The sequence below is a fragment of the Streptomyces sp. NBC_00663 genome, from assembly GCF_036226885.1.
Lineage (GTDB): Bacteria > Actinomycetota > Actinomycetes > Streptomycetales > Streptomycetaceae > Streptomyces.
In genome coordinates, this window is sequence record NZ_CP109027.1 from 1703026 (window position 1) to 1728944 (window position 25919).

Here is a 25919-nt window from a genome sequence, read left to right on the forward strand (position 1 = left end):
CTCTCAGCCCGCCGTGAAGTGCACCTCCGCCGCCCGCACGACCGTGCCGAGCCGCGGGAAGTCCAGCCGGACCGACGCGTCGTGCTCCGCCGCCGTGAGCGCCGCCATCGCGTCCTCGACGAAGACCAGGTCGTAGCCCAGGTCACCGGCGGCCCGGGCCGTGGACTCGACGCCCAGATTGGTGGCGATACCGCCGAACACGAGGGTGGTGACGCCGCGTTCGCGCAGGCACTCGTCCAGATCGGTGCCCTGGAAGCCTCCGATGGTGCGCTTGACGACCTCGACATCGCCGTCCTCGGCCAGGCCCGCCACCAGCCCGCTGCCGGGCGGCTGTTCGGGAACGCCGGGCCGCTCGACGCGGACGAGGACGACATGGGCGCCGGCCGCGCGGAACGCGCCCGCCAACTCCCGTGCGGTCGTGAGGACTTCGGCGCCCTTGCGGGGCTCCAGGGGCAGCGCGACGATCCGGTCCATCAGATCGACGAGCACGAGGGCGCTGCGCGCGGGGTCGAGCGCGAGGGGTGCGGTCATGACGGAACGTTATCCGCCGTCAGCCCTCCGTACCGGAAATCCGGATCAACAGGTCCATGAAACGGTCGCGTTCGGTCGGCGACAGCGGGGCCAGCAGCTCGTCGTTGGCCTTCCGGGCGGCCTTCTCGCAGCGCTTCAGCAACCGCGCGCCGGCCTCGGTGAGTGAGACCGCGTTCTTGCGGCGGTCGCGCGGATCGAGGTCGCGTACGACGAGTCCCTCGGCCTGGAGATCGTTGAGGACACCCACCAGGTCCTTGGGGTCAAGTCCGACACCGCGTCCGATGTCGGCCTGGGCCACGGGTTGGAGCTCCCGGACGGCGGAGAGGACGACGTGGTGCCACATCTTGACGCCCTCGGCCGCCAGCGCGTCGGCCACCAGGCCCCGCCCGCGCGCGGCGGCCCGGCCGAGCAGCCAGCTGGGGAGGGAACGGATCTCGGCGAGGGGGGCTTCGGACATGGGCGGAGCCTAGCAAGAAATCCATGGGCCCTCCCAATGAAAATTCATTGGACGCCCCCACGATCTCGCTCATATCATTGGGCCTCCCCACGATTTCTGGAGGTGCGATGCGCCGTATCCGGTACGAGTCCACCGGCGGCCCCCTGTTCCTGGAGCAGGTGGCCGTCCCCGAGCCCGGCCCCGCCGAACTCCTGGTCCGCTGCGAGGCGATCGGCGTCACGCTCCCCGTGGTCCGGAAGGTCACCGAGGCCGCCGAGCCGATATCGCTGGGCGGCGAGATCGCGGGCGAGGTCATCGCCGTCGGCGACGGTGTGACGGGCTTCCGTGTCGGGGACCGGGTGACCGGGCTCTGCTTCGGACACGGTTACGCCGACTTCGCGCTGCTGCACGAGGCCATGGCCTCGCCCGTGCCGGACACCGCCTCCGCCATCGACGCGGTCGCACTGGTCCGCAGCGGCCTCGTGGCGTACGGCGCCCTGGAGGCCGCCCGCCCCGTGCCCGGCGAGGCCGCCCTCGTCACCGCCGCCGCGAGCGGAGTCGGCCATCTGGCGGTGCAGCTGGCCCGCGCCCGGGGTGCCGGGCGGGTCGTGGCGGCCGTGTCGGCCGCGGCGAAGGCGGACTTCGTACGCTCCCTGGGCGCCGACGACATCGTCCTGTACGCCGACGACGGCTGGGGCGAGCCCGTCGACTACGTCCTCGACGGCGTCGGCGGCGATCTGCTCACCCCGGCCCTCGCCGCACTCGCCCCCGGCGGCCGGCTCGTGGCGTACAGCTCGGGCGGCGGCACCGTCCAGGCGTACGACCTGCTGGTCGGCGGCACGTCCGTGATCGGCTTCCAGATGGCGCGGATCGCCCGCGGGGAACCGGAGTTGTACGAGCGGTGGCGGCGGGAGCTGTGGCGGATGTTCGGGCAAGGGGTGCTGAAGCCCGCCGTGCACGCGGAGTTCGCGCTCACGGACGCGACCGCGGCGCACGCGGCGATCGAGACGCGGAGCAACCTCGGAAAGGTCGTACTCCGCCCGTGAGGGCCCGAGACTGTCCCGCCGTCTCCGAGGCCCCATGGACCCGGTGAGCGACAGCCACTAACGTCCCGGGCGTGCCCGACGACGTACGAGCACGACAGCGGACGGGAACGGGGCTCGGTCTGGTGCTGGCCCTGGTTCTCGGAGCCGTGCTGCTCACGGCCCTGCCCGAGGACGAGGACCGGGGCGACGCGGTCGGGTGTGGGCCGCGTTCCGTCGGGTCGTGGTCGGCGGACAAGGGGCTCACCTCCGAGTTCGCCCGGTACGGCGACGACGCGACCCGTGCGGACGACTGGACCGGCGGTGACGGCACGCATTCGGTGCGGCTGCCGGACGGGCGGGTGCTGTGGCTGTTCTCGGACACGTATCTCGGGCAGGTGTACGCGCCGCCCAACCCGGTCGGCGAGTCGTACGCCTGGCGCGACACGGCGGCGCCGCTGGTGCGTAACTCGGCGGTGGTGATGCGCGGCGGGCGGCTGGAGAGCACGCTCCCGGCGCCGCTGTTCCCCGATCCCGGACCGAATCAGTGGCGGTGGCCGGTGGCGGCACGGGTGGAGCCCCGGTCGCCGGGGTCGTCGGAGCAGGTCCTGCGGGTGGTGCTGTGGGTACGGACGGCGGCTGCCGCGCCCTGGATCTACGGGACGCCCACGGCCACCGAGGTGGCCACGCTCTCACTGCCCGGGCTACGCGTGGAGTCGATCGTCAAGGTGCTGGACCAGCAGCTGGTCCCCGATCCGTCCCGGCGGGTGCTGTTCGGTACGACGCTCGTCGAGCAGGGCGGATGGACCTACGTCTTCGGCGGCGACGACGGCCAGGCGGTTTCCCGGCCCGTGTCGTCGGCGTACGCGGCCCGCGTGCCGGACGGCAGGCTCGGGGAGCCGGGGGCCTGGCAGTTCTGGGACGGTTCCGACTGGCGGGCAGGGGCGAGTCCCGCCGCGGTCCTCGGGGACGAGAGCAGACGCACGGGCGTGGGCAGCGCGTTCTCGGTGGCGCGGGTGGACGGCACGTATGTGCTGTTCACGATGGCGGCGGGGACGGCGGGACTGACGACCGTCACCTCGTACTGGGCCTGCTCCCCGAGCGGCCCCTGGCACGGTCCGACGAAGGACTTCACCCCCGCGCTGCCGGAGGGACAGGTGGCGGCCTACAACCCGCAGGTGCACTCGGCGCTGGGCGGCGGCGGACGGCTGGTGCTCAGTTACGACGTGAACTGGCTGGAGCCGTCCGCCGCGGCGACGCAGCTCAACCGGAACGTGTCCCTGTACCGACCGCGATTCGTGACGCTGCGGCTGAAGCCGGGGACGTGACGCCGGGCTCGGGGTCGTGGGAGCGGCGCTTGGCGATGACCGCGCAGACCATCAGCTGCATCTGGTGGAAGAGCATCAGCGGCAGTACGGCGAGGGAGGCGTGCGCGCCGAACAGGACGCTGGCCATGGGCAGTCCGGAGGCGAGGGACTTCTTGGAGCCGGCGAACTGGATGGCGATACGGTCCTCCCGGCCGAAGCGCAGCGCCTTGGACCCGTACCAGGTCAGCGCGAGCATCACGGCGAGCAGCACGGCCTCCACGGCGAGCAGTCCGGCGAGCCGCAGCGCGCTGACCTGATGCCAGATGCCCTGGACCATGCCCTCGCTGAACGCGGTGTAGACGACCAGGAGGATCGAGCCGCGGTCGACGAGGCCGAGGACCTTCTTGTGCCGGGCGATGAAGCCGCCGATCCAGCGGCGCAGCAACTGCCCCGCGACGAACGGCACCAGCAGCTGGAGCACGATCTGCACCAGCGAGTCGGCGGAGAAGCCGCCCGCCCCGCTGCCGAGGAGGGCGGCGGCGAGGAGGGGGGTGATGACGATGCCGACGAGGGAGGAGAAGGAGCCGGCGCAGATCGCGGCGGGCACGTTGCCGCGGGCCATGGAGGTGAAGGCGATCGAGGACTGGATCGTCGAGGGGACGAGGGTGAGGAAGAGCAGCCCCTGGTAGAGGGGCTGGGTGAGGAGCACCGGGACGAGACCGCGGGCGGCCATGCCGAGCAGCGGGAAGACCAGGAACGTACAGGCGAGGACGGTGACGTGGAGCCGCCAGTGCTTGAGGCCGTCCAGGGCCTCGCGGGTGGACAGGCGGGCGCCGTACAGGAAGAAGAGGAAGGCGATGGCTGCCGTGGAGGCGCCGGAGGCCACGTCCGCACCCGTGCCGCCGGCCGGGAAGAGGGCAGCGAGGCCCACCGTCCCGAGGAGCAGCAGGATGTACGGGTCGATCGGCATCCAACTCGGCCAACGCAGGCGTTTCACGGTGCTCCACATACTCGTCGTGCTCTCGGCGGTACCGGGGCCGTGGGGTCCCCCCTCCATCGTCCTCCTCCGTCCCTCGATCGGGAATCCGGTATACCGCTCTGACTGTCATCACGTTCCGCGATAACGTGGAGTCCATGTACGACACGTCCCAGTTGCGTACGTTCCTGGCGGTGGCGCAGACCCTGAGCTTCACTCAGGCCGCCCGTCGGCTCGGGCTGCGCCAGTCGACCGTCAGCCAGCACGTACGGCGTCTTGAGGACGCGGCCGGGCGGCAGTTGTTCTCCCGGGACACCCACTCGGTGGAGCTGACGGAGGACGGCGAGGCGATGCTCGGCTTCGCGCGCCGCATCCTGGACGTGCACGAGCAGGCGTCGGCGTTCTTCACGGGTACCCGCCTTCGCGGCCGATTGCGCTTCGGGGCATCGGAGGACTTCGTGCTGACCCGGCTGCCGGAGATCCTGGAGCGCTTCCGCTACGACCACCCCGAGGTCGACCTGGAGCTGACGGTGGAGCTCTCGGGCACGCTGCACGAGCAGTTGGCGGCTGGGAAGCTGGACCTGGTCCTGGCCAAGCGCCGGCCGGAGGACCCGCGCGGCGAACTGGTCTGGCACGACCGGCTGGTGTGGATCGGCGCGGAGCGCCTGCGCCTGGACCCGGACCGCCCGGTACCCCTGATCGTCTATCCCCCGCCCGGCATCACCCGGGCGCTCGCCCTGGAGGCGCTGGAGCGGCAGGGCCGCGAGTGGCGGATCGTGTGCACGAGCGGCAGCCTCAACGGCCTGATCGCGGCGGCCCGCGCCGGGCTCGGTGTGATGGCCCACTCCCGCGGCCTGATCCCGCCCGGCCTGGTCCGCGTCCCGGACCGCTCGGGCCTGCCCGAACTCGGCCGCGTCGACTTCGTCCTGGTCCACGGCCATCGCCGCACTACCTCCCCGGGCGCGGCGGACGCCCTGGCCGCAGCAATCCTGACAAGCGGCGACCAACTGCACCGCAGCTAGGGCCGGACGTACGTCAGCTGCTTCACGCGGCGCAGGAACGGTGTCGCCTCCACGTGTTGGACTCCCTCCAGTCGGCCGAGGGGGCCGCTGAGGTAGGCGTAGAGGGCCGCCGTGTCGCGGACGACGGCGGTGACGACGAGGTTGGAGGGGCCGGCCGTGGCGCTGGCGAAGGCGACCTCGTCGTGGGTGGCCAGGGCCTGGCCCACGGAGTGCAGGGCGCCGGGGGCGGCGGTGATCCACAGGGCGGCGGCGCGGGGGAAGCCGACGGCCTCGGAGTAGTACTCGATGTCGATGTAGACGGCTCCGGAGGCGAGCAGCGCGGCCAGGCGGCGTTTGACCGCCGACTCGGAGCGGCCGGTGGCGCGCTGGAGTTCGGGGTAGCCGGCCCGTCCGTCGCGTTCGAGGACGGCGAGGAGGGGTTCGTCGTCCGGGTCGACGGCGACCGGTCCCGGTCGGGGCTCGGGGTGGGGGCGCAGGGCGGCGATCTGCTCGTCCGTGAGCGCGCGGAACTTCTGGGACCAGCCGGTCGGGCCGCCGTAGAAGCGGTGGATCAGCTGATGGGCGCGGATGTCCACGACGCCCGGGGTGCGGGGCAGTTTGCCGAGCAGGAGTTCGTCGTGGTCGCCGGGGCTGCGGGGCCGGGTCATGCAGACGATCTCGGTGCCTCCGGAGGCGAGGCCGATCCAGTTCGTGTCGGGCCGTTTGGCGAGGGCGTCCGAGATGGCCGGGGCGCTGTCCGGCGCGCAGCGGAAGCGCATCATCCACTGGTCCTGGCCGAGCCGGTAGCCGTCCCGGACCGCCACGACCCGCAGTCCCGCCTCGGCGCTCAGCCGGCGGAAGCGGCGCGCGACGGTCTGGTCGGAGGCTCCGAGCACGGTCCCGAGCCGGCTGTAGGAGGCCCGGCCGTTGACCTCCAGCGCCGACAGCAGCTGAAGGTCCAGCCGGTCGAGCGTGAGGGATTCCATCTCCAGCATGCCTACTCCTGTCGGGTTCCGGCGTTCTCAGGACAATTTCCGCCGCGATCGGCCGCGTCGGGCCCATCGTACGGAGTCCTGCGCATCCCACCGACAAGGAGTTGAGGACATGCGTGCTTGGGGGCCGCTGACCGCGGCGTGTCTGGCCACGTTCATGCTGCTGCTGGACGTGACCATCGCGATCGTCGCGCTGCCGGACATGGCGGCGGCGCTGAACGCGTCGCTGAGCGATCTGCAATGGGTGATGGACGCCTACGCGCTGGCGCTGGCCGCGCTGCTGCTGGGGGTGGGCGCCGCCGCGGACGTGCTCGGGCGACGGCGGGTGCATGTGGCGGGGGTCGTGGTGTTCGCCGGGGCCTCGCTGCTGTGCGGCCTGGCGTCCGGCCCGGCGATGCTGGTCGGGGCGCGGGCACTTCAGGGCGTCGGCGCGGCGGCGACGCTCGCCACGGCGCTGCCGCTGCTGGCGTCGGTCTACCAGGGGCGGCAGATGTCGGTGGCGCTCGGGGTGTGGGGCGCGACCGGCGGCGCGGCGGCCGCGGTGGGTCCGGTACTGGGCGGGCTGCTGACGGACGGTCCCGGTTGGCGGTGGATCTTCTACGTCAACCTGCCGGTGAGCGTGGTCGCGGTGTGGCTGACGCTACGGGCGGTGCCGGAGTCGCGGGGGCGGGCCGGACGCCGGATCGACTGGGCGGGGACCGTGACGTTCGCGGCCTTCGCGAGCGGCGTGACGTACGGAGCGGTGCGGGCCGGGTCGCACGGCTGGGGTGCGACGGGCACCCTCGCCTCCTTCGCGGGCGCGGCCCTCGCGCTGGTCTGCTTCCTGGTCGTGGAGCGGCGGGTCGCCGATCCGCTGATCGATCCGCGGCTGTTCCTGAAGCCCGCGTTCTCCGGGGTGATGGCGGGCGCGTTCACCTTCAACGCGGCGGCGTTCGGGGTCATGGCGTACACCTCGATCTGGTTGCAGACCGTGCTGGGGATGTCTCCGGTGCGCGGCGGGCTTGTGTTCCTGTGGCTGTCGCTGGCCGCGTTCGTGGTGGCGGCGGCCGGGGGACGGCTGCTGCACGGGGTGCCGGCCCGGTTCACCGTCGGGGGCGGGCTGCTGCTGATCGGCGCCGGACAGTTCTGCATGGCGTTCCTGGACGCCGGTTCGACGTCGACGGCGCTCATCGCGGGGCTGGTGCTGGTGGGGGTGGGTACGGGCCTGGTGGCGCCCTCGGTCGCGGGGGCCGCGCTGGCCACGGTGGAACGGGAGCGCTCGGGCATGGCCAGCGGCGCGGTCAACGCCTTCCGGCAGTTCGGGTACGCGCTCGGCCTCGCCTTCTTCGGCACGGTGCTGACCTCCCGTATGGCGGACTCGCTGCCGCGCGACGCGGCTCACGCGCTGGCGGGCGGCGGGGCGGGGGCGCTGCGTGGCTCCTTCCCCGAGCACACGTTGCGGGACGCGTTCGCCTCGGGGCTGAACACCGCGGCGATGGCGGCCGGCCTGGTGGCGGTGACCGGCGGTGCGCTGGTCCTCGCGCTGCTCAGGACGCCCGGCACGGCGCGGGTGGGTGTGACGGATCCGGGCGCGACGACGCTGACAGAGGAGACGGCAACGCAGCGGAACTGATCATTCCGACAGCTCGCGCACGGGTTGCTCGGGTCGTACAGATTCGGTGGAGATTAGGGGCCCGAAACTTACTCAACCGTCAGTTTTGTGTCCGACCCTTCCCACTGTGAGCGCATTTTCCGGCGCTGACCAGCCGCTACCTGAACATCGCCGGACACCGCACCCCCTCCCGCCCCGTCGACAGGTGGGGTAGCTTTCACGGCGCTGTGCGGAGCGTCGAACCAATGTCAGAGGGAGCGGGGAGCGGGGTTTGCGCGAGTTCACCAACCCTCCGTTGGCGTTGGCACCCCCGGTGGGCGGATTGGCCGACGTGGTGTTCGACCATGCCCAGGAGGACCCGCTGTGCGTGGCGCTGGGCCGCAAGGACGAGTCCGGACAGTGGCGGGATGTGACCTCGGCCGAGTTCCGCGACGAGGTGCTCGCCCTCGCCAAGGGACTGCTCGCCCGCGGCATCCGGTTCGGTGACCGGGTCGCGATCGTCTCCCGCACCCGCTACGAGTGGACCCTCTTCGACTTCGCCCTGTGGACGATCGGCGCCCAGGTGGTGCCGGTCTACCCCACCTCGTCGGCGGAGCAGTGTTTCTGGATGCTCTACGACGCCGAGTGCACGGCCGCGATCGTGGAGCACGAGGACCACGCGATGACCATCGCCACCGTCATCGACCGGCTGCCGCAACTGCGTGAGCTGTGGCAACTGGACGCGGGCTGTGTGCAGGAGCTCTACGACGCCGGCGCGCACCTCGACGACGACGTGGTGCACCGGCACCGGCAGGCGGTCACCCCCGACTCGGTCGCCACCATCATCTACACCTCCGGCACCACCGGCCGCCCCAAGGGCTGTGTCATCTCGCACGGCAACTTCATGTACGAGGCGGACACCGTCATCCGGCGCTGGGAGCCGGTGTTCCACTCCAAGAAGGGCGACGAGGCGGCGACCCTGCTCTTCCTGCCGCTCGCGCATGTCTTCGGGCGGATGGTGCAGGTCGCCGCGATCCGGGGCAAGGTCCGCTTCGGGCACCAGCCGCAGATGAACGCCGCCGCCCTGATGCCCGACCTCGCCGCGTTCAAGCCGACGTTCTTCCTCGGGGTGCCGTACATCTTCGAGAAGGTGTTCAACGCCTCGCGCCGCAAGGCGGAGAAGGAGGGCAAGGCGGGCGCCTTCGAGAAGGCCGTCGACATCGCGGTGAAGTACGCGGACGCCATGGAGGCGAAGGCCTGGGGCATCGGGCCCGGCCCTTCGGCGGGTCTACGCGTGCAGCACCAGCTCTTCGACAAGCTCGTCTACTCCAAGATGAGGGCCGCGATGGGCGGCCGCATCAAGCAGGCGATGACGGGCGGTTCGGCCATGGACCGCCGGCTCGGCCTGTTCTTCGCCGGCGCGGGCGTGCACATCTACGAGGGGTACGGCCTCACCGAGTCGACGGCCGCCGCCACCGCCAACCCGCCCGAGCGCACCCGCTACGGCACGGTCGGCCAGCCCATCCCGGGCATGACCGTGCACATCGCGGACGACGGCGAGATCTGGCTGCACGGTGACAACGTCTTCCAGGGCTATCTCAACAACCAGAAGGCCACCGACGCGACCCTGCACGACGGCTGGCTCGCCACCGGCGACCTGGGCTCCCTCGACGAGGACGGCTACCTCACCATCACCGGCCGCAAGAAGGAGATCCTGGTGACCTCCGGCGGCAAGAGCGTCTCCCCCGCCCAGTTGGAGGAGCGCGTCCGGGACCATCCGCTGGTCTCCCAGTGCATCGTCGTCGGCAACGACCGCCCCTACATCGCCGCCCTGGTCACCCTCGACCAGGAGGCCGTCGAGCACTGGCTGGCGATGCGCGGCAAACCGCAGCTGACGGCGGCCGAACTGGTCCGGGACGCCGACCTGGAGACAGAGGTGCGACGAGCCGTGGTCGCCGCCAACACCCTGGTCTCGCAGGCCGAGTCGATCCGCACGTTCCGCATCCTGGCGCAGCCGTTCACCGAGGAGCACGGGCTGCTCACGCCGTCGCTGAAGCTGAAGCGCAAGGCGATCGAGAACGCGTACGTGGGCGAGGTCGAGGCGTTGTACAGGGCCTGAGGCGCTTTCCGGCGGATTCTGTCCTATTCCGCCGTCAGGAATGCATCACCGCTCGTGATCGTTGACGATGGGAGTACCACCTGACGACAACCGTAAGGATCAAGAGCTCGTGAGCAGCAAGGTCCCCCCGATCATCCTGAACAACGGCGTCGAGATGCCCCAGCTGGGCTTCGGCGTCTGGCAGGTGCCGGACGACGAGGCGCAGCAGGCGGTCGCGACCGCCCTGGAGGCCGGGTACCGCAGCATCGACACAGCGGCGATCTACGGCAACGAAGAGGGCACCGGCAAGGCCATCACCTCCTCCGGCATCCGCCGCGAGGACGTTTTCGTCACCACCAAGCTGTGGAACGGCGACCAGGGGTACGACTCCACCCTGCGCGCGTTCGACACCTCCCTGGAGAAGCTCGGCCTGGACTACGTGGACCTGTACCTGATCCACTGGCCGCTGCCGGCCCGGGACAAGTACGTCGACACGTACAAGGCGTTCGAGAAGCTGCACGCCGACGGCCGCGTCCGGGCGATCGGCGTCTCCAACTTCTACCCGGAGCACCTTGAGCGGCTCATCGCCGAGACCTCGGTCATCCCGGCGGTCAACCAGATCGAGCTGCACCCGCATCTCCAGCAGCACGCGGGCCGCGCGTTCCACGCGGAGCAGGGCATCGCCACCGAGGCCTGGTCCCCGCTGGGCCAGGGCAAGGGCCTGCTGGAGGTCCCGGCGATCGTCGCCATCGCCCAGAAGCACGGCCGCACCCCGGCCCAGGTGGTGCTGCGCTGGCACCTCCAGCTCGGCAACGTGGTGATCCCGAAGTCCGTGACCCCGTCCCGGATCAAGGAGAACATCGAGGTCTTCGACTTCAGCCTGGACACCGAGGACCTGGCCGCGATCAGCGCCCTCAACGAGGACCGTCGTATCGGCCCGGACCCGGCGACCTTCGACATCGGCTGAGGCCGGACGAGCTGACGGGCCCGGGCGGGACCACCACCCGGGCCTTCGTCAGGTCCGGCTACGGCTCGTCACGGTGGCGTACGCGCTGACCAGGATCAGCGCGCACCCGCCCCACTGCGCGACGGTCGGCCGCTCCCCCAGCACCACCGCGCCCAGGATCAGCGCACCGACCGGTGTGAGCAGCAGCAGGACGGCGCCGATGTGGCTCGGCAGATGCGGGGAGTTGAGGGCGACCAGCAGCCAGCCGATCATGCCGCTGCTGACCGCCGCCACCGCGAGCCAGCCCAGGGCGGTGGCGGACGGGGTGAGGTCGAGGGCGCCCCAGGCCCAGCCGCCGAGGGCGGAGAAGACGGTGGCGGCCACCACGACGACGGTGTACGTCGTCACCACATGGCCCTCGAAGCCGCCGCGGCGCAGCAGGAACAGAAAGCCCGAGTAGCTCAGGGCGGCGAGCACGGCGTGGACGGTGCCCGACGCCGGGTCGCTGCCGCTCGCGCCCTGCTCGAACAGCCCGCCGGTGAGCACCACGCCGACGCACAGCACCGGCAGCCACCCCAGGAAGCGGCGCGGCACCCGCTCACGGTCCACCGCCCACGCCAGCAGCGGCACCAGCACGACCTGCACATTGACCAGCACGGTCGACAGCCCCGCGCCCACCTCGGTGATGGCCCGCGACCACAGCAGCATGTCCCCCGCGAACAGCGCCCCGCCGGCGACGCCGTACAGCAGCTGACGCCGGGGCGGTGGACCCTCGCGGCGATACTCCGGCAGGGACAGCAGCACCAGCACCGGGACGCAGAGCAGACAGCGGTACAGGGAGGCCGTACCGGCGTCCGCGCCGGACAGTTCGATGCAGACCGGCGACAGCGACAGCACCACCGCACCGACCGTCTGCCCGGCGCGCGGGCCGCCGGGGAGGCGGACCGTGAGCGGCTGTCGACCCCGGGTGGTGTCGGTCTCGGTGTCGGTGCGTGCCATGGTGCGGAGTCCTTCCCCCGGAAACCTCGGGTACGACGGACACGGTGATCGCCCGACTACCCGCGCACCCGGGGTCCATGCATCAGGCACCGACCGGCGGCGGACCTCAGTTGGGCTGCCCGATCGGCCGTACGACGACCGTGTTGACGTCGACTCCCTCGGGCTGCCTGATGGCCCACACGACGGAGTCGGCGAGTTGGTCGGCGGTGAGGAGATGGCCGGGCGGGAGGCTGCCGTAGCTGTCCCAGAACGGGGTCTCCACCCGGCCGGGCGCGATCAGGGTGACGCCGATGCCCCACTCGGTGACCTGCCGACGGGTGTTCTCGGCGAGGCCGGTGACCGCCCACTTGGTCGCCCCGTAGATGTTGCCGGGCGTGGGCACGAACCCGGCGACGCTGCCGACCAGGACGATCCGCCCCCGGGTCTCCTTGAGGGCGTCGACGGAGGCACGGATCAGCAGCGCCGGGCCGAGGACGTTCGTCAGCACCATCTCGGTCCAGCCGGCCGGGTCCCCGTCGGCGACCGAATCATGGGTGGCCGTACCGGCGTTGGAGACCACGGTGTCCAGCCGGCCGAACTCCTTGAGGGTGCGCTCGACCGCCGACCGCACACTCGCGTAGTCGGCGGCGTCGCCGACGAGCGTCAACAGGCCCTCGGGGTTGCCGAGTTCCTCGGCGAAGCCACGCAGCCGCTCCTCGCCACGGCCGGTGACGGTCACCCGGTGCCCGGCGTCGAGCAGTTGCCGTGCGACGGCGGCACCGATGCCGCTGCCGCCGCCGGTGATGAGCGCGACCGGAGAATCGGTCATGACTACCCCCTGTTTTCGGTGAACGCCGCGCAGTAGATCACTTGGAGCGTTCTCGAAGTCAAGGAGGTACGACAGCGAGGGGCGTCAGACCGGGCGGACCGCCGTGTGGACCGTGCGGGCCGCGAGGACGAACAGGTCGGGGCGGTGGTGAAGGCCGGCCCTGTCGTCGGGGTCGACGAGCCGGTCGAGGGTGGCGCGGTCGTCGGCGTCGAGGCGCTCGCCGAGGACGTCCCGCATCCGGGTGAAGGCGGTGACGGCACACCGGCGGGCCCGGTCGGCGGTCGGGGCGGGCACGTCCAGCAGGAAACTGCGGGTGCCGGTGGGCTTCAGCCCCACGGACGTCATCAGCGTCGGCCAGTCCTCGATCTCGTCGACCGAGCCGGGCAGCGCGGCCCGCATCTCGCCGAACCACTCCTCGTGCACCGCGTCGAGCCGGGCCTGGAGCCCCGGGCGGCCGATGCCGAAGTCGCGCGGCAGATAGCGGGTGGGCAGGCTGCCCTCCAGCAGGGCCAGCGTGCCGCCGGGCGCGAGCCGCGCGGCGAACGCGGCCAGGGCCGCCTTCTGGTCACCGAGGTGGTGCAGGCTCCAGCTCGCCCACAGCAGGTCGGCCGGATATTCCAACTCGTCGAGTGCGTCGGGCAGTTCACCCACGAGGGTGCCGAACCGGTCGGCGACGCCGAGCCGCCCGGCGCGCTCGCTGGCCCGTTCCAGGAGCGGCTCGGAGCCGTCGACGGCGACGACCCGGGCGCCGGGAAAGGTGTCGGCGAGCAGACAGGAGACGACACCTGGCCCGCTGCCCGCGTCGACGACCAGCCCCGGCTCGGTCTGCGGTTTCGCGAGCCACGCCATGGCCCGCTCGTACAGGGGCGTGTACAGCTCGGCCTGGTCCTCCAGCATCGGGGCCAGCTCGGCCCAGTCGATGTCGGTGTGGTCATGGTGAGCGTGCTCGTGCCCGTGTCCGTGCTCATGCTGATGGTGGTCGTGCGCCATGGTGGTCACCCTCTCGTCCGTGTGCGGCCAGCGTGCGCCGACGCACCGGGGAGAGGCCAGAGCCGTTGCCGGGACGGCAAAAAATGGGGTGCGGCGCGTGCGTGATCGCGCTCAGGATGGCCCGATGGACGACGAGACGGTGGAGCGGTTCCTCCAGGACGGGTTCGTGAAGATCGAGGGCGCCTTCCCGCCCCGCGTCGCCGAGCACTGCGCGCGCCTGCTGTGGCGGGAGACGGGGTACGCCGCCGAGGACCCGGCGACCTGGAAGGACCCGGTGGTGTGGGTCGCCGACATGGCCCAGGGCCCGTTCGCGGCGGCGGTCAACTCACCTGTGCTGCATGAGGCGTTCGACACCCTGGCCGGCAAGGACCGCTGGCAGTCCCGCTACTCGCTGGGCAGCTTCCCCCTCCGCTTCCCGCACGAGGAGGAACCGGACGACGCGGGCTGGCACATCGAGGCGAGCTACGTCCCCGAAGGCGCCGAGCTTCCCCACACCAACCTGCGCTCGCGTGACCGCGCCCTGCTGATGCTGTTCCTGTTCTCAGAGATCACCGAGGCCGACGCCCCGACCCGCATCAGGGTCGGCTCGCATCTGGACGTACCGCGGGTGCTGGCACCGTACGGCGAGCAGGGCGCCGACTTCCTGACCCTCGGCCCGCAGGTGGCGGAGGCCTCCGCGCACCGCCCGCTGGCCCACGCCACCGGCGTCCCCGGCGACGTCTACCTCTGCCACCCCTTCCTGGTCCACGCGGCCCAACCCCACCACGGCACCCGCCCCCGCTTCATGGCACAACCCCCGCTGATGTCGGCGACGCCCCACGAGCTGGAGCGCAAGGACGCCGACTACTCACCGGTGGAACGCGCGATCCGCCGAGGTCTGTCAGGGGAGGACTGACAGACCCCGGCGGCCATCAACGCCCTCAAGGGGCGCGGGGAACTGCGCGATCAACCACACTCGACCCGCAGTCGCCAGATCACCGTTACGGCAACGGCGGGTACGCGTTCTGCATCAGCTGCTGGAACTGCGCGGAGAACCAGTGGCCGGACAGCGGCGCGTTCGGCAGAGCTCCGGACATGTGGTTGTTGTTGCGCGGGTTGCCGGTGTAGGTCGGGTCGCACATTTGGTCGAAGCCCTTGCCCTCGTCGTTCGGGATGGCCGAGCTCGCACCGTCGGACTCCCCCGGCGGCTTGATCCAGACGTAGGCGTCGATCCCGGCCGCCGGGCTGGCCTGCGGACGCTCGCCGAGGCCGGCGCCGGACTGGTTGCACCAGTTGCCGGTGTTGAGGCGCCGGTCGATACGGCTGCCGTCGACGTAGGTGTTCACATCGGTCTTGGCGCCGGGACCGGTCGGCCGGGCGCTGCCGCCCCAGCCGTTGCGGGAGGTGTCGATGAGCATGCCGACGCCCGAGGGGAAGCCCTGGCTCACGGCCTCCTGGCGGAAGGCCTGGGCGTAGGAGAGCTCGTCGACGTACCGGTTCCAGTCGACCCACTTCGACTCGCGCACCGACGTGCCGTTCACGGAGTCGTTGATGGTGTAGTACGGCTCCTTCAACGCGCTGTAGTTGGCGGTGTTGGTGATGAAGCCGTGGACGTCGTTCACCGTGGCGCCCTCGGCTGTCGCCGCCTGCTTGATCGTCTGGACGGTCGTCGAGAAGTTGTCGTCCCAGCCGAGCCAGCCGTGGTGCCCGGCGTCCACGTAGTTGTAGACGTTGGGGACGTCACCGAGCTTGTTCAGCGCGTAGCCGACACCCTTGATGTAGTTGCCGTTGGCCTTCATCGTGTCGCAGTTGGGGGTGGCGGTGTTCCGGGGCGAGACGTTGGTGACGAGGTTCGGCAGGGAGTCGAGCTCGACCGTGGTGACGATCCGCAGCGAGGCGTACTTGGAATCGGCGAGGATCGCGGCGATCGGGTCGATGTACTGCGTCTTGTACTTGTCGATGTCCGTCGGACCGAACTCACCGTTGGAGGCGAGCGCGGCACAGTCGCGGCCCGGCAGGTCGTAGATCACCAGCTGGACGGCGAGCTCGCCGCTGCCCTTCTGCTTCAGGGCCTCGTCGAGGTGCGCCCGCAGGCCCATCTTCCCGCCGGCGCCGTTGATCGCGGCGACCCGGTCCAGCCACACACCGGTGGGCTGGTTTGCGATGCGGCTGCCGCCCGGCTCGGCGGCGGCATTGGCGGACCACTCCGGGTTCACGTACACCTTGGCGCCGCTGTACGGGTTGTCGACCTTGGTGCCGGTCCCGGGGTCGGTCGGGCCGGGCGGATCCGTCGGACCGGTGCCGCCGTCGACGTTGCAGGTCACGCCGTCGAGGGTGAACGTGGCCGGAATCGCGTTGGTGCCGCTGTAGGTGCCCTGGAAGCCGAAGCTGGTCGAACCGCCGGTGGCGAGCGTGCCGTTGTAGCTCTCGTTGGCGGCGGTGACGGCCGTCCCGCTCTGGGTGACCTTCGCGTTCCAGCCGCTGGTGACCTTCTGGTTCCCGGCGTACGACCACTTGACCGCCCAACTGCTCTTGGCGGCGCTGTTGTTGGTGATCGTCACGTTGGCGGTGAAGCCGGTGCCCCAGTCGTTCTGCACCTTGTAGTCGACGGTGCAGGGAATGGCGGAGATGCCGACATCTCCGGGGACCACGGCGAGGGCCGTCCCGGAGGCCCCGGCGACCAGCGCCAGGGCAGCGAGGAGCGCGGTTCTCGTACGACTCATGAGTGCGGGTTTCCTTCTCGGTTGCGGGTGTTAACCGTTCAGGGCGCGCAGATGATCACGCAGCCCGATACCGTACGACGTGGGGGTTCCGTCGTAGTTGGAGATCAGGGAGGGACCGGAGGAGCAGTCCCAGGTGTTCCAGGTCCAACCCAGATAGGACAGACCACGGTCGTCGAACCACTTCATGACCTGGTCGACGAAGGAGTGACCGCAGGTGTTCTCGCCGATCTCCCCGGCGACCAGCGGCACTTGGGCCGCCACCGGGGCGAGCGTGGAGTTCCAGCAGCTCTCGTTGGAGCAGGTGTTGAAGTTGTACACGTGCCAGGCGGCGGCGAGATTGCCCGCCGGGTCGGCCGGCTTGTACGTGAGCCACTGGCTGAGGTCGTTCGAGTACGCGATCCCGCCGGCCAGGATCAGGTTCTTCGCGCCCGTGCCGCGCACGGCGTCGACGAGGTCCTGCATGCCGGCGACCTCGTAGCCGATGCCGGAGCAGGTGCCGCCGTCCCGCCAGCACTGCCACGCTTGGGTGGTCGTGGCCGTGGCGCGGTCCGGGTAGGGCTCGTTGAACAGGTCGAAGACGACGGTCGGATCGTCCTTGAAGGTGCCGGCCACCGACTTCCAGAAGGACGGCGTGTACTGCATGTCAGGCATCGGCTTCTGGCAGCTGGCGTGCACGTCGGAGCAGCCGGCCGAGTTCCCGGTGTACTGCCCGTAGGTCCAGTGCAGTTCGACCAGCGGGGTCATGCCGTGCGCCTTCACCTTCGCCACCAGGTCCTTGACGGCGTTGATGTAGTTGGCGCCCGAGTACGCCGAGTTGATGTTGGACAGGCCGAGCCAGCACTCCTCGTTCAGCGGAATGCGCACGGTGTTGGCGTGCCAGTCGGCGATCGCCTTGACCGAGGCGTCGTCGACCGGTCCGTCCCAGATGCCGCGGCCCTGGACGCACATGAACTCGCCGCCGGAACGGTTGACGCCGAGCAGACGACGGGTGGTGCCGTCGGCGTCCACAAGCTTGTTCCCGGAGACCTTCAGGGCCGGTGGCGCGTCGGGGTCACCGGGGTCCGTCGGGTCGGTCGGCGTGGGTGTCGGCGTGGGCGAGGGGTCCGCGTCGACATTGCAGGTGGTGCCGTTGAGCTTGAACGCCGTCGGTACGGGGTTGCTCCCCGACCAGCTGCCGACGAAGCCGGCGCTGACGCTCGCGCCGGTGGCCAGCGAGCCGTTGTAGCTCTCGTTGACCGCCGTGACCGTCGTACCGGACTGGGACCATCTGGCGTTCCAGCCCTGACTGACCTTCTGGCCGCCCGCGAAGTCGAAACCGAGGCTCCAACTGCTCACGGCGGCCGTGTTGTTGGTGATGGTCACGGCCCCCTGGAAGCCGGTGCCCCACTGGCTGGTGACGGAGTACTCCACCGTGCACGCGGGGGTGGCTCCCGACGCCGTGACCACCGGCGCGACCGCGGTGCCCAACAGGGCGATCGCGGCTGCGCCGGCAAGTAAAAGACCTGAACGAGGTCCTGAACGCGGGGGGTGTCGCATGAGCGAGTCCTTGCAGATCTGGCGCGTCGTGACGGACGCGTCGACTGATGGAATCGCTCCCACTGGTGCCACCGAAGCTAGCGCCAAGTGACGTTAAAGAACAGAGGAGTCACTTGACTTTTCCTCAACCACATTCATCGAATCTTTTCGACTCTTCAAGCACCTTGACCCCTCACACCCTCGTCCTCACTATGGGAGCGCTCCCACTGGTTCAAGCCTTGACTTCTCCGAGCCGCAAGGAGGAACCAGCACATGCTCCCCAGAAGGAGACGCCGGCCCGTCCGGCGCTTGTGGACCGCCGTCTTGGCGGCCATGGCCCTTCCGCTCACCATGCTCAGTACGGCTTCAACTCCCGCGTCCGCAGCGGCACTTGCATGCAGTGTCGACTACAAGACCAATGACTGGGGCTCCGGTTTCACCACGGACGTGACGATCACCAACCGTGGCACGGACGCCATCAGCGGTTGGACACTGACCTACGCCTACACCGGTAACCAGAAGCTCTCGAACGGCTGGAACGGGACCTGGACCCAGTCCGGCCAGAACATCTCGGTGAAGGACGCCGGTTACAACGGGACCATCGCGGCCGGCGCCGCGGTCTCCACCGGCGCGCAGTTCAGCTACAGCGGCACCAATGCCGCACCCACGTCGTACGCGATCAACGGCACCACGTGCACCGGCGCCCACCAGCCGCCGATCACGGTGCTGACCAGCCCGGCCGCGGGCGCCGTCTACACCCAGGGCGACGCCGTCCCGCTCGCGGCGACCGCCGCGGCCGCGGACAACGCGACCATCAGCAAGGTGGAGTTCTACGACAACACCACCCTGCTGGGCACCGACACGACGTCTCCCTACTCTCTTTCCGCCTCAAGTTTGACCGTGGGCAGTCATTCGCTCCTCGCGAAGGCGTACGACAGCCTGGGCGCGTCGGCGGAGTCGACCCCGGTCGGCATCACGGTCGCCTCGGGTCCCGCCGTGGTGGCCTCGACGACCCAACTCGCCGTCCAGCAGGGCAAGACGGCCACCTACGACGTCAAGCTGTCGACCCAGCCGTCCGCCAACGTGACCGTCACGACGGCACGGGCGAGCGGCAACTCGGGCCTGTCCGTGACCGGCGGGGCTTCCCTGACCTTCACCCCGTCGAACTGGAACACGGCCCAGAAGGTGACCATCACCGCCGACTCCTCCGGCACCGGCGCGGCGACCTTCGAGTCGAGCGCCACGGGCCATGCGAAGGCGGCGGTGACGGTCACCCAGATCGCGGCCACGGGCACGTACAACGCCCGCTTCCTGGATCTGTACGGCAAGATCACCAACCCGGCGAACGGCTACTTCTCGCCCGAGGGCATCCCCTATCACTCGGTGGAGACCCTGATCGTCGAGGCCCCTGACCACGGCCACGAGACGACGTCGGAGGCCTACAGTTACCTGCTCTGGCTCCAGGCCATGTACGGCAAGGTGACGGGCGACTGGACCAAGTTCAACGGCGCTTGGGACATCATGGAGAAGTACATGATCCCCACCCACGCCGACCAGCCGACCAACTCCTTCTACAACGCCTCCAAGCCGGCCACGTACGCCCCCGAGCTGGACACGCCCAACGAGTATCCGGCGAAGCTCGACTCGTCGGTCTCGGTCGGGACGGACCCGATCGCGGGCGAGCTGAAGTCGGCGTACGGCACGGACGACGTCTACGGAATGCACTGGTTGCAGGATGTCGACAACGTCTACGGCTACGGCAACTCGCCGGGCAAGTGCGAGGCGGGGCCGACCGACACCGGTCCTTCGTACATCAACACCTTCCAGCGCGGTGCGCAGGAGTCGGTGTGGGAGACGGTGCCGCAGCCGACCTGCGACCAGTTCAAGTACGGCGGTACGAACGGATACTTGGACCTGTTCACGGGTGACGCCTCCTACGCCAAGCAGTGGAAGTTCACCAACGCCCCGGACGCCGACGCACGTGCCGTGCAGGCCGCGTACTGGGCGGACGTCTGGGCGAAGCAGCAGGGCAAGGGCAGTGACGTCTCCGCGACCGTGGGCAAGGCCGCGAAGATGGGCGACTATCTGCGCTACGCGATGTACGACAAGTACTTCAAGAAGATCGGCAACTGTGTCGGTCCGTCGACCTGCCCGGCCGGCACCGGCAAGAACTCCTCGGCGTACCTGCTGTCCTGGTACTACGCGTGGGGCGGCGCCACCGACACCTCGGCGGGCTGGGCCTGGCGCATCGGCTCCAGCCATGTGCACGGCGGCTACCAGAACCCTCTGGCGGCCTACGCGCTCAGCTCGTACGCCGATCTGAAGCCCAAGTCCTCGACCGGCGCGGCGGACTGGGGCACCTCGCTCACCCGGCAGCTGGAGTTCTACCGCTGGTTGCAGTCGAACGAGGGCGCCATCGCGGGCGGTGCGACCAACAGCTGGGCGGGCCGTTACGCGACCCCGCCGGCCGGTACGTCCACCTTCTACGGCATGTACTACGACCAGCAGCCCGTCTACCACGACCCGCCGTCCAACCAGTGGTTCGGTTTCCAGGCGTGGTCGATGGAGCGGGTGGCCGAGTACTACCAGCAGACGGGGAACGCGCAGGCCAAGGCGGTCCTCGACAAGTGGGTCGACTGGGCGCTGTCCAAGACCACGATCAACCCGGACGGCACCTACCAGATCCCCTCCACCCTCCAGTGGTCGGGCCAGCCCGACACCTGGAACGCGTCAAGTCCCGGCTCCAACAGCGGACTTCACGTGACCGTCGCCGACTACACCAACGACGTCGGGGTGGCCGCCGCGTACGCCAAGACCCTGACGTACTACGCGGACCGCTCCGGTGACACGGAGGCGGCGACGACGGCGAAGGCGCTCCTGGACGGCATGTGGGGCAACTACCAGGACAGCCTGGGCGTCGCGGTGCCGGAGAGCCGGGCGGACTACAACCGGTTCGACGACACGGTCTACATCCCGTCCGGCTGGACCGGCAAGATGCCGAACGGCGACGCGATCAGCTCCTCGTCCACCTTCGAGTCCATCAGGTCCTTCTACAAGAACGACCCGGCCTGGTCGAAGATCGAGGCCTACCTGAAGGGCGGCGCGGTCCCGTCGTTCACGTACCACCGTTTCTGGGCCCAGGCGGACATCGCCCTGGCCATGGGTTCGTACGCGGAGCTGCTCGAATAGCCCCCGCCAGGCGCTCCGCCTGAGGAGCCCCGCGTACCTGGTCCCGTCACCTGACGACGGGGCCGACCGGCCGGGTGGCCCCCTCCCGCACTGGGGGCCGCCCGGCACCTCTCGGACCCGATAGAAAGCGCTTACCCCACCCGTAAGGCGATCACCCGCACGTCCCCTCCCTCCCCCAGATCCCGGAAAGGACACCCCGTGCGAAGAACCCGCATCCTCACGGCCGTCCTCGCTCTCGCGGCCGGTCTCCTCGCGGGCACCCCGCCCGCGCTCGCGGCCGACAGCACCGCCAAAGTGACGCTCGCCGCCGACACGTACACCTGGAAGAACGCCCGGATCGACGGCGGCGGCTTCGTCCCCGGCATCGTCTTCAACCGCTCCGAGAAGAACCTCGCCTACGCCCGCACCGACATCGGCGGCGCCTACCGCTGGCAGGAGTCCGGCAAGACCTGGACGCCGCTGCTGGACTCGGTCGGCTGGGACGACTGGGGGCACACCGGTGTGGTCTCCCTGGCCTCGGACTCCGTCAACCCCGACAAGGTGTACGCGGCGGTCGGCACGTACACCAACGGCTGGGACCCGAAGAACGGTGCCGTGCTGCGCTCCTCGGACCGGGGCGCCAGCTGGCAGAAGGCCGACCTGCCGTTCAAGCTGGGCGGCAACATGCCGGGCCGCGGTATGGGCGAGCGGCTCGCCGTCGACCCGAACAAGAACAGCGTGCTGTATCTGGGCGCGCCGAGCGGGAAGGGCCTGTGGCGGTCCACGGACTCCGGCGCGAGCTGGTCGCAGGTGACCAACTTCCCCAACGTCGGCAACTACGTGCAGGACGCCGGCGACACCTCCGGCTACGCCAGTGACAACCAGGGCATCGTCTGGGTGACCTTCGACGAGAAGACGGGCACCTCGGGCAACGCGACACAGTCGATCTACGTCGGGGTCGCCGACCTTCAGAACTCGGTGTACCGCTCGACGGACGGCGGCGCCACCTGGTCGCGCCTCGCCGGTCAGCCGACGGGATACCTGGCCCACAAGGGTGTGCTGGACGCGACGAACGGCTATCTCTATCTCGCCTACAGCGACAAGGGCGGCCCGTACGACGGCGGCAAGGGCCAGCTGTGGCGGTACGCGACGGCGACGGGCACCTGGACGAACATCAGCCCGGTCGCGGAGGCGGACACCTACTACGGCTTCAGCGGCGTGACCGTCGACCGCCAGCATCCCGGCACGCTGATGGCCACGGCGTACAGCTCCTGGTGGCCCGACACACAGATCTTCCGTTCCACGGACAGCGGCGCGACGTGGACGAGGGCATGGGACTACACCTCCTACCCCACCCGCTCCAACCGCTACACGATGGACGTCTCCTCCTCCCCCTGGCTGACCTGGGGCGCGAACCCCTCTCCGCCCGAACAGGCCCCGAAACTGGGGTGGATGACGGAGTCGCTGGAGATCGACCCGTTCAACTCCAACCGGATGATGTACGGGACGGGTGCGACGATCTACGGCACGGAGAACCTCACCAACTGGGACTCCGGGAGCCAGTTCACCATCAAGCCGATGGTGCAGGGCCTGGAGGAGACGGCGGTCCTCGACCTCGCCGCTCCCCCGTCCGGCGGCGCCCAGCTCTTCAGCGCCCTGGGCGACATCGGCGGTTTCCGGCACACGGACCTCACCAAGGTGCCGGCGATGATGTACACCCAGCCGAACTTCACCACGACGACCAGCCTGGACTTCGCCGAGACGAACCCGAACACGGTGGTCCGGGTCGGCAATCTCGACTCGGGTCCGCACATCGCGTTCTCGACGGACAACGGCGCCAACTGGTTCGCCGGGAAGGACCCTTCGGGCGTCAGCGACGGCGGCACGGTCGCGGCGGCGTCGGACGGCAGCCGGTTCGTATGGAGCCCGGGCGGCACGGGCGTGCAGTACACGACGGGCTTCGGCTCGTCGTGGTCGGCGTCCTCCGGAATCCCGGCGGGCGCGATCGTCGAGTCCGACCGGGTCGACCCGAAGACCTTCTACGGCTTCAAGTCCGGGAAGTTCTACGTCAGTTCAGACGGTGGCGCGACCTTCACGGCATCGGCGGCTACCGGACTGCCGAGCGGAGACAGCGTGCGCTTCAAGGCGCTGCCCGGCACGAAGGGTGACGTGTGGCTGGCGGGCGGCGCGAGTGACGGCGCGTACGGCCTGTGGCACTCGACGAACGGCGGTACGAGCTTCACCAAGCTCTCCAACGTCGACCAGGCCGACACGATCGGCTTCGGAAAGGCGGCGACCGGGGCCTCGTACCAGACGCTCTACACCAGCGCGAAGATCGCCGGTGTGCGCGGCATCTTCCGCTCGACGGACAAGGGTGCGACCTGGACCCGCATCAACGACGACGCCCACCAGTGGGGTTGGACGGGCGGGGCCATCACCGGTGACCCGCGTGTCTACGGCCGGGTCTACATCTCGACGAACGGCCGGGGCGTCATCTACGGCGACAGCTCCGACACCGGCGACGGCGGTGGCGGCACCGACCCGACCCCCACCCCGACCGGCGCCTGCGCGGTGACCTACAAGATCACCAACCAGTGGTCGGGCGGCTTCCAGGCGGACGTCCAGCTCAGCAACACCGGCACCAGCGCCTGGTCCGGCTGGTCCCTCGCCTGGACCTTCCCCAACGCCCAGACGATCGGCCAGCTCTGGAACGCCGACTACACCCAGTCGGGTTCGGCGGTGACAGCGAAGAACGTCGGCTGGAACGGCAACGTGGCGGCGGGCTCGTCCGTGAGTTTCGGCTTCACGGGGAGCTGGTCGGGGACGAACGGGAAACCGGCCGCGTTCAAGGTGGGTGATCAGACCTGCACGGTGAGCTGAGAGCCGTCTGACGACGAGGCCCCGCCCGGGAAGTGCTCCGGGCGGGGCCTCCACGCGTCGTCCCTCAGGGGGTGTAGACCGTCGGCCTGGGTGCCGTGGCCATGCCGTTGCCGATGAAGAAGCTCGGGTGCGGGGGCTGGTTGTAGGCGGTGTTCTGCCAGGCCAGGCCCGTGCGGTACATCGTGTCGTGGAGGAGGGTGGTGATCTTTGTCGTTGTCTCGTACGGGGTCGAGTAGACGCGCAGCGCCGTGTTGTCCGTCGTCGGCCAGACGACCTCCTCGCGCCAGTCGCCGAAGATGTCGCCGGACAGGGACGGGGTCGCCTTGGTGCTGTTGTTGGAGTGGACCGAGGCGCCGGTCAGGAGGCGGGTGTCGGAGGAGGTGCCGTACTTGTCGATGTGGGTGCCGTCGAGGAGTTCACGGGTGGTGTCGCCGTCCCACCAGGACAGGAAGTTGAAGGAGGAGGGCTCCCGGCCCTTGGTCGCGCCCGCTTCGTCACGGATGGAGGAGTCGGAGGCCGACCAGACCTCGGCGCCGTCGTTGCCCGCCCAGATGTCGCCCGCCACGCCGCGGCCGTTGTCGCAGCACGCGGCCAGGCTCCAGTTGACCGTGCCGTTCGCCGGGTTGATGTAGAGCTCCGCCGGCTGGGAGGACGACTCCGAGACCTTGAAGTACTCCAGGCCCGCGTGCGAGGGGTCGAGGTCGCCCAGGTGCTGCGCGTCGCCGTGTCCCGTCTTCGTGGTCCACAGGCCGTTGCCGTTGTCGTCCACCGCCATCGCGCCGTAGACGATCTCGTCCTTGCCGTCGTTGTCGACGTCCCCGACGGACAGACTGTGCGAGCCCTGACCGTCGTATCCCTTGCCGGAGTTGGTGGAGGAGTTGGTGTCGAAGGTCCAGCGGCGGGTGAAGGCGCCGCCTCGCCAGTCCCAGGCCGCGATGACCGTACGGGTGTAGTAGCCGCGGGCCATGATCAGGGAGGGGCGGGCACCGTCCAGGTAGGCCGTACCGGCCAGGAAGCGGTCCACCCGGTTGCCGTACGAGTCACCCCACGACGACACCGTGCCGCGCGCCGGGACGTAGTCGACCGTCCCCATCGCCTTGCCGGTCTGGCCGTTGAACATGGTCAGGTACTCGGGGCCCGACAGGACATAGCCGCTGGAGTTGCGGTAGTCGGCCGAGGAGCTGCCGATGACCGCGCCCGTGCCGTCGACCGTGCCGTCCGCCGTCTTCATGGCGACCTCGGCCTTGCCGTCGCCGTCGTAGTCGTATGCCTGGAACTGCGTGTAGTGCGCGCCGGAGCGGATGTTGCGGCCCAGGTCGATGCGCCACAGCCGGGTGCCGTCGAGCTTGATCCCGTCGACGATCGTGTTGCCGGTGTAGCCGGACTGGGAGTTGTCCTTGGCGTTCGTCGGCTGCCACTTCAGTACGAAGTCCAGCGCCCCGTCGCCGTCGAGGTCGGCCACGGAGGCGTCGTTGGCCTCGTAGGTGTAGGCGACGCCGTCGGGGGTCGTGCCGCCCGCCGGTGGGCTGATCGGGACGTCCTTGTAGCCGGTGCGGAACTGGATCGCGTGCACCGAGTCGGCCTGCTCCACGCCGCCGACGATCGCGCGGACCGTGTAGTCGGCCTGGGAGGGGGCGCCGGAGTGGAAGTAGTTCGTGGAGCCGGTGATCGGCGTCGAGTTGACCTTCGTACCGGCCCGGTAGACGTTGAAGGAGACGTCGGTGGGGTCGGTGCCGAGCCAGCGCCAGCTGACCAGGTTGCCGGCGTCGGTGTGGACGCTGACGACGCCCCGGTCCAGCTTCTCCACCTGCCGGGCGGTCGCGGCCTCCGCCGTGCCGGGGGTGGCGAGTTGGGTGAGCCCGGCGGCGACGAGTGCGACGGTGGCGCCCAGTGCGGAGAGAACGGCCCTTCGTCTGCGGTGCTTGTGCGGATGCGGGTGCGGGTGCTGCACGAGACGTACCTCCCGGGAGGACGGACA

Annotated in this window: 19 protein-coding genes; 9 read left to right on the plus strand and 10 right to left on the minus strand. The window is 70.0% G+C overall.

The features are described 5' to 3' along the window. Positions 1-3: 3 nt before the first annotated feature. The gene (locus OG866_RS07770; protein ID WP_329332736.1) at positions 4-531 is read right to left on the minus strand and encodes an isochorismatase family protein; all 528 of its coding nucleotides are present in this window, start codon (positions 529-531) and stop codon (positions 4-6) included. A gap of 19 nt (positions 532-550) precedes the next feature. Then, positions 551-988: a MarR family winged helix-turn-helix transcriptional regulator gene (locus OG866_RS07775; protein ID WP_329332738.1), complete on the minus strand. Its 438-nt coding sequence runs from the start codon at positions 986-988 to the stop codon at positions 551-553. Positions 989-1095: 107 nt separating this feature from the next. Between OG866_RS07775 and OG866_RS07780 the strand changes: the two genes are divergently transcribed. Together OG866_RS07780 and OG866_RS07785 are read left to right on the plus strand one after the other, a co-directional pair. Next, a complete protein-coding gene (locus OG866_RS07780) occupies positions 1096-2013 on the plus strand; it encodes a quinone oxidoreductase family protein (protein WP_329332740.1) in 918 nt (305 codons plus the stop codon). A 71-nt stretch (positions 2014-2084) separates the two neighbouring features. Next, positions 2085-3317, plus strand: coding sequence for a hypothetical protein (locus OG866_RS07785; RefSeq protein WP_329332741.1), 1233 nt, complete (start codon positions 2085-2087; stop codon positions 3315-3317). Here the strand turns inward: OG866_RS07785 and OG866_RS07790 are convergent. After that, positions 3253-4266, minus strand: a complete 1014-nt coding sequence (locus OG866_RS07790; RefSeq protein ID WP_329343978.1) for a bile acid:sodium symporter family protein — start codon at positions 4264-4266, stop codon at positions 3253-3255. The two genes, OG866_RS07785 and OG866_RS07790, sit on opposite strands and share 65 nt — an antisense overlap. A 164-nt stretch (positions 4267-4430) precedes the next feature. Here OG866_RS07790 and OG866_RS07795 point away from each other — a divergent pair, with 164 nt between their 5' ends. Beyond that, a complete protein-coding gene (locus OG866_RS07795; protein WP_329332742.1) occupies positions 4431-5294 on the plus strand; it encodes a LysR substrate-binding domain-containing protein in 864 nt (287 codons plus the stop codon). On the opposite strand, the gene OG866_RS07800 is transcribed toward OG866_RS07795, so the two are convergent. Next, positions 5291-6268, minus strand: coding sequence for an Lrp/AsnC family transcriptional regulator (locus OG866_RS07800; protein ID WP_329332744.1), 978 nt, complete (start codon positions 6266-6268; stop codon positions 5291-5293). The genes OG866_RS07795 and OG866_RS07800 overlap by 4 nt on opposite strands. A gap of 109 nt (positions 6269-6377) precedes the next feature. On the opposite strand from OG866_RS07800, the gene OG866_RS07805 reads away from it, so the two are divergent. The 3 genes from OG866_RS07805 to OG866_RS07815 all read left to right on the plus strand — a co-directional run bounded on the left by OG866_RS07805 (position 6378) and on the right by OG866_RS07815 (position 10900). Then, complete coding sequence (locus OG866_RS07805; protein WP_329332746.1) at positions 6378-7877, plus strand: MFS transporter; 1500 nt, start codon at positions 6378-6380, stop codon at positions 7875-7877. A gap of 250 nt (positions 7878-8127) precedes the next feature. Continuing rightward, a complete protein-coding gene (locus OG866_RS07810; RefSeq protein ID WP_329332747.1) occupies positions 8128-9954 on the plus strand; it encodes an AMP-dependent synthetase/ligase in 1827 nt (608 codons plus the stop codon). 109 nt (positions 9955-10063) lie between these two features. Further along, the gene (locus OG866_RS07815) at positions 10064-10900 is read left to right on the plus strand and encodes an aldo/keto reductase (RefSeq protein WP_329332748.1); all 837 of its coding nucleotides are present in this window, start codon (positions 10064-10066) and stop codon (positions 10898-10900) included. Positions 10901-10948: 48 nt separating this feature from the next. Here the strand turns inward: OG866_RS07815 and OG866_RS07820 are convergent, their stop codons facing one another. From OG866_RS07820 to OG866_RS07830, 3 genes are all read right to left on the minus strand, one after another. After that, on the minus strand, positions 10949-11878 hold the full coding sequence (locus OG866_RS07820) for a DMT family transporter (RefSeq protein ID WP_329332750.1): 930 nt from the start codon (positions 11876-11878) through the stop codon (positions 10949-10951). 106 nt (positions 11879-11984) lie between these two features. Next, positions 11985-12686 carry an SDR family oxidoreductase gene (locus tag OG866_RS07825; protein WP_329332752.1) on the minus strand — a complete coding sequence of 234 codons (702 nt, stop codon included), beginning with the start codon at positions 12684-12686 and terminating at the stop codon, positions 11985-11987. 84 nt (positions 12687-12770) lie between these two features. Further along, positions 12771-13676: a class I SAM-dependent methyltransferase gene (locus OG866_RS07830; protein WP_329332754.1), complete on the minus strand. Its 906-nt coding sequence runs from the start codon at positions 13674-13676 to the stop codon at positions 12771-12773. Between the two features lie 124 nt (positions 13677-13800). On the opposite strand from OG866_RS07830, the gene OG866_RS07835 reads away from it, so the two are divergent. Beyond that, positions 13801-14571 carry a phytanoyl-CoA dioxygenase family protein gene (locus OG866_RS07835; protein WP_329332756.1) on the plus strand — a complete coding sequence of 257 codons (771 nt, stop codon included), beginning with the start codon at positions 13801-13803 and terminating at the stop codon, positions 14569-14571. A gap of 85 nt (positions 14572-14656) precedes the next feature. On the opposite strand, the gene OG866_RS07840 is transcribed toward OG866_RS07835, so the two are convergent. Both OG866_RS07840 and OG866_RS07845 read right to left on the minus strand, forming a co-directional pair. Beyond that, complete coding sequence (locus tag OG866_RS07840; protein WP_329332758.1) at positions 14657-16378, minus strand: glycoside hydrolase family 6 protein; 1722 nt, start codon at positions 16376-16378, stop codon at positions 14657-14659. 30 nt (positions 16379-16408) lie between these two features. Beyond that, positions 16409-17914 carry a cellulase family glycosylhydrolase gene (locus tag OG866_RS07845; protein ID WP_329332759.1) on the minus strand — a complete coding sequence of 502 codons (1506 nt, stop codon included), beginning with the start codon at positions 17912-17914 and terminating at the stop codon, positions 16409-16411. Between the two features lie 252 nt (positions 17915-18166). On the opposite strand from OG866_RS07845, the gene OG866_RS07850 reads away from it, so the two are divergent. Together OG866_RS07850 and OG866_RS07855 are read left to right on the plus strand one after the other, a co-directional pair. Then, positions 18167-21082 (plus strand): glycoside hydrolase family 48 protein, encoded by a 2916-nt coding sequence (locus tag OG866_RS07850; protein WP_329332761.1) that lies wholly within the window; start codon positions 18167-18169, stop codon positions 21080-21082. Positions 21083-21280: 198 nt separating this feature from the next. Further along, a complete protein-coding gene (locus OG866_RS07855) occupies positions 21281-23941 on the plus strand; it encodes a cellulose binding domain-containing protein (RefSeq protein WP_329332762.1) in 2661 nt (886 codons plus the stop codon). Between the two features lie 64 nt (positions 23942-24005). Here OG866_RS07855 and OG866_RS07860 read toward each other — a convergent pair whose 3' ends face one another. Continuing rightward, positions 24006-25892 carry a rhamnogalacturonan lyase gene (locus OG866_RS07860; protein ID WP_329332764.1) on the minus strand — a complete coding sequence of 629 codons (1887 nt, stop codon included), beginning with the start codon at positions 25890-25892 and terminating at the stop codon, positions 24006-24008. Between the last annotated feature and the right edge of the window lie 27 nt (positions 25893-25919).

Excerpts from the sequence above, each read along its gene's own strand:
- OG866_RS07770 (WP_329332736.1), bottom strand. The coding sequence starts at position 531 with ATGACCGCACCCCTCGCGCTCGACCCCGCGCGCAGCGCCCTCGTGCTC.
- OG866_RS07775 (WP_329332738.1), bottom strand. The coding sequence starts at position 988 with ATGTCCGAAGCCCCCCTCGCCGAGATCCGTTCCCTCCCCAGCTGGCTG.
- OG866_RS07780 (WP_329332740.1), top strand. The coding sequence starts at position 1,096 with ATGCGCCGTATCCGGTACGAGTCCACCGGCGGCCCCCTGTTCCTGGAG.
- OG866_RS07790 (WP_329343978.1), bottom strand. The coding sequence starts at position 4,266 with ATGCCGATCGACCCGTACATCCTGCTGCTCCTCGGGACGGTGGGCCTC.
- OG866_RS07795 (WP_329332742.1), top strand. The coding sequence starts at position 4,431 with ATGTACGACACGTCCCAGTTGCGTACGTTCCTGGCGGTGGCGCAGACC.
- OG866_RS07800 (WP_329332744.1), bottom strand. The coding sequence starts at position 6,268 with ATGCTGGAGATGGAATCCCTCACGCTCGACCGGCTGGACCTTCAGCTG.
- OG866_RS07805 (WP_329332746.1), top strand. The coding sequence starts at position 6,378 with ATGCGTGCTTGGGGGCCGCTGACCGCGGCGTGTCTGGCCACGTTCATG.
- OG866_RS07820 (WP_329332750.1), bottom strand. The coding sequence starts at position 11,878 with ATGGCACGCACCGACACCGAGACCGACACCACCCGGGGTCGACAGCCG.
- OG866_RS07825 (WP_329332752.1), bottom strand. The coding sequence starts at position 12,686 with ATGACCGATTCTCCGGTCGCGCTCATCACCGGCGGCGGCAGCGGCATC.
- OG866_RS07830 (WP_329332754.1), bottom strand. The coding sequence starts at position 13,676 with ATGGCGCACGACCACCATCAGCATGAGCACGGACACGGGCACGAGCAC.
- OG866_RS07835 (WP_329332756.1), top strand. The coding sequence starts at position 13,801 with ATGGACGACGAGACGGTGGAGCGGTTCCTCCAGGACGGGTTCGTGAAG.
- OG866_RS07840 (WP_329332758.1), bottom strand. The coding sequence starts at position 16,378 with ATGAGTCGTACGAGAACCGCGCTCCTCGCTGCCCTGGCGCTGGTCGCC.
- OG866_RS07845 (WP_329332759.1), bottom strand. The coding sequence starts at position 17,914 with ATGCGACACCCCCCGCGTTCAGGACCTCGTTCAGGTCTTTTACTTGCC.
- OG866_RS07850 (WP_329332761.1), top strand. The coding sequence starts at position 18,167 with ATGCTCCCCAGAAGGAGACGCCGGCCCGTCCGGCGCTTGTGGACCGCC.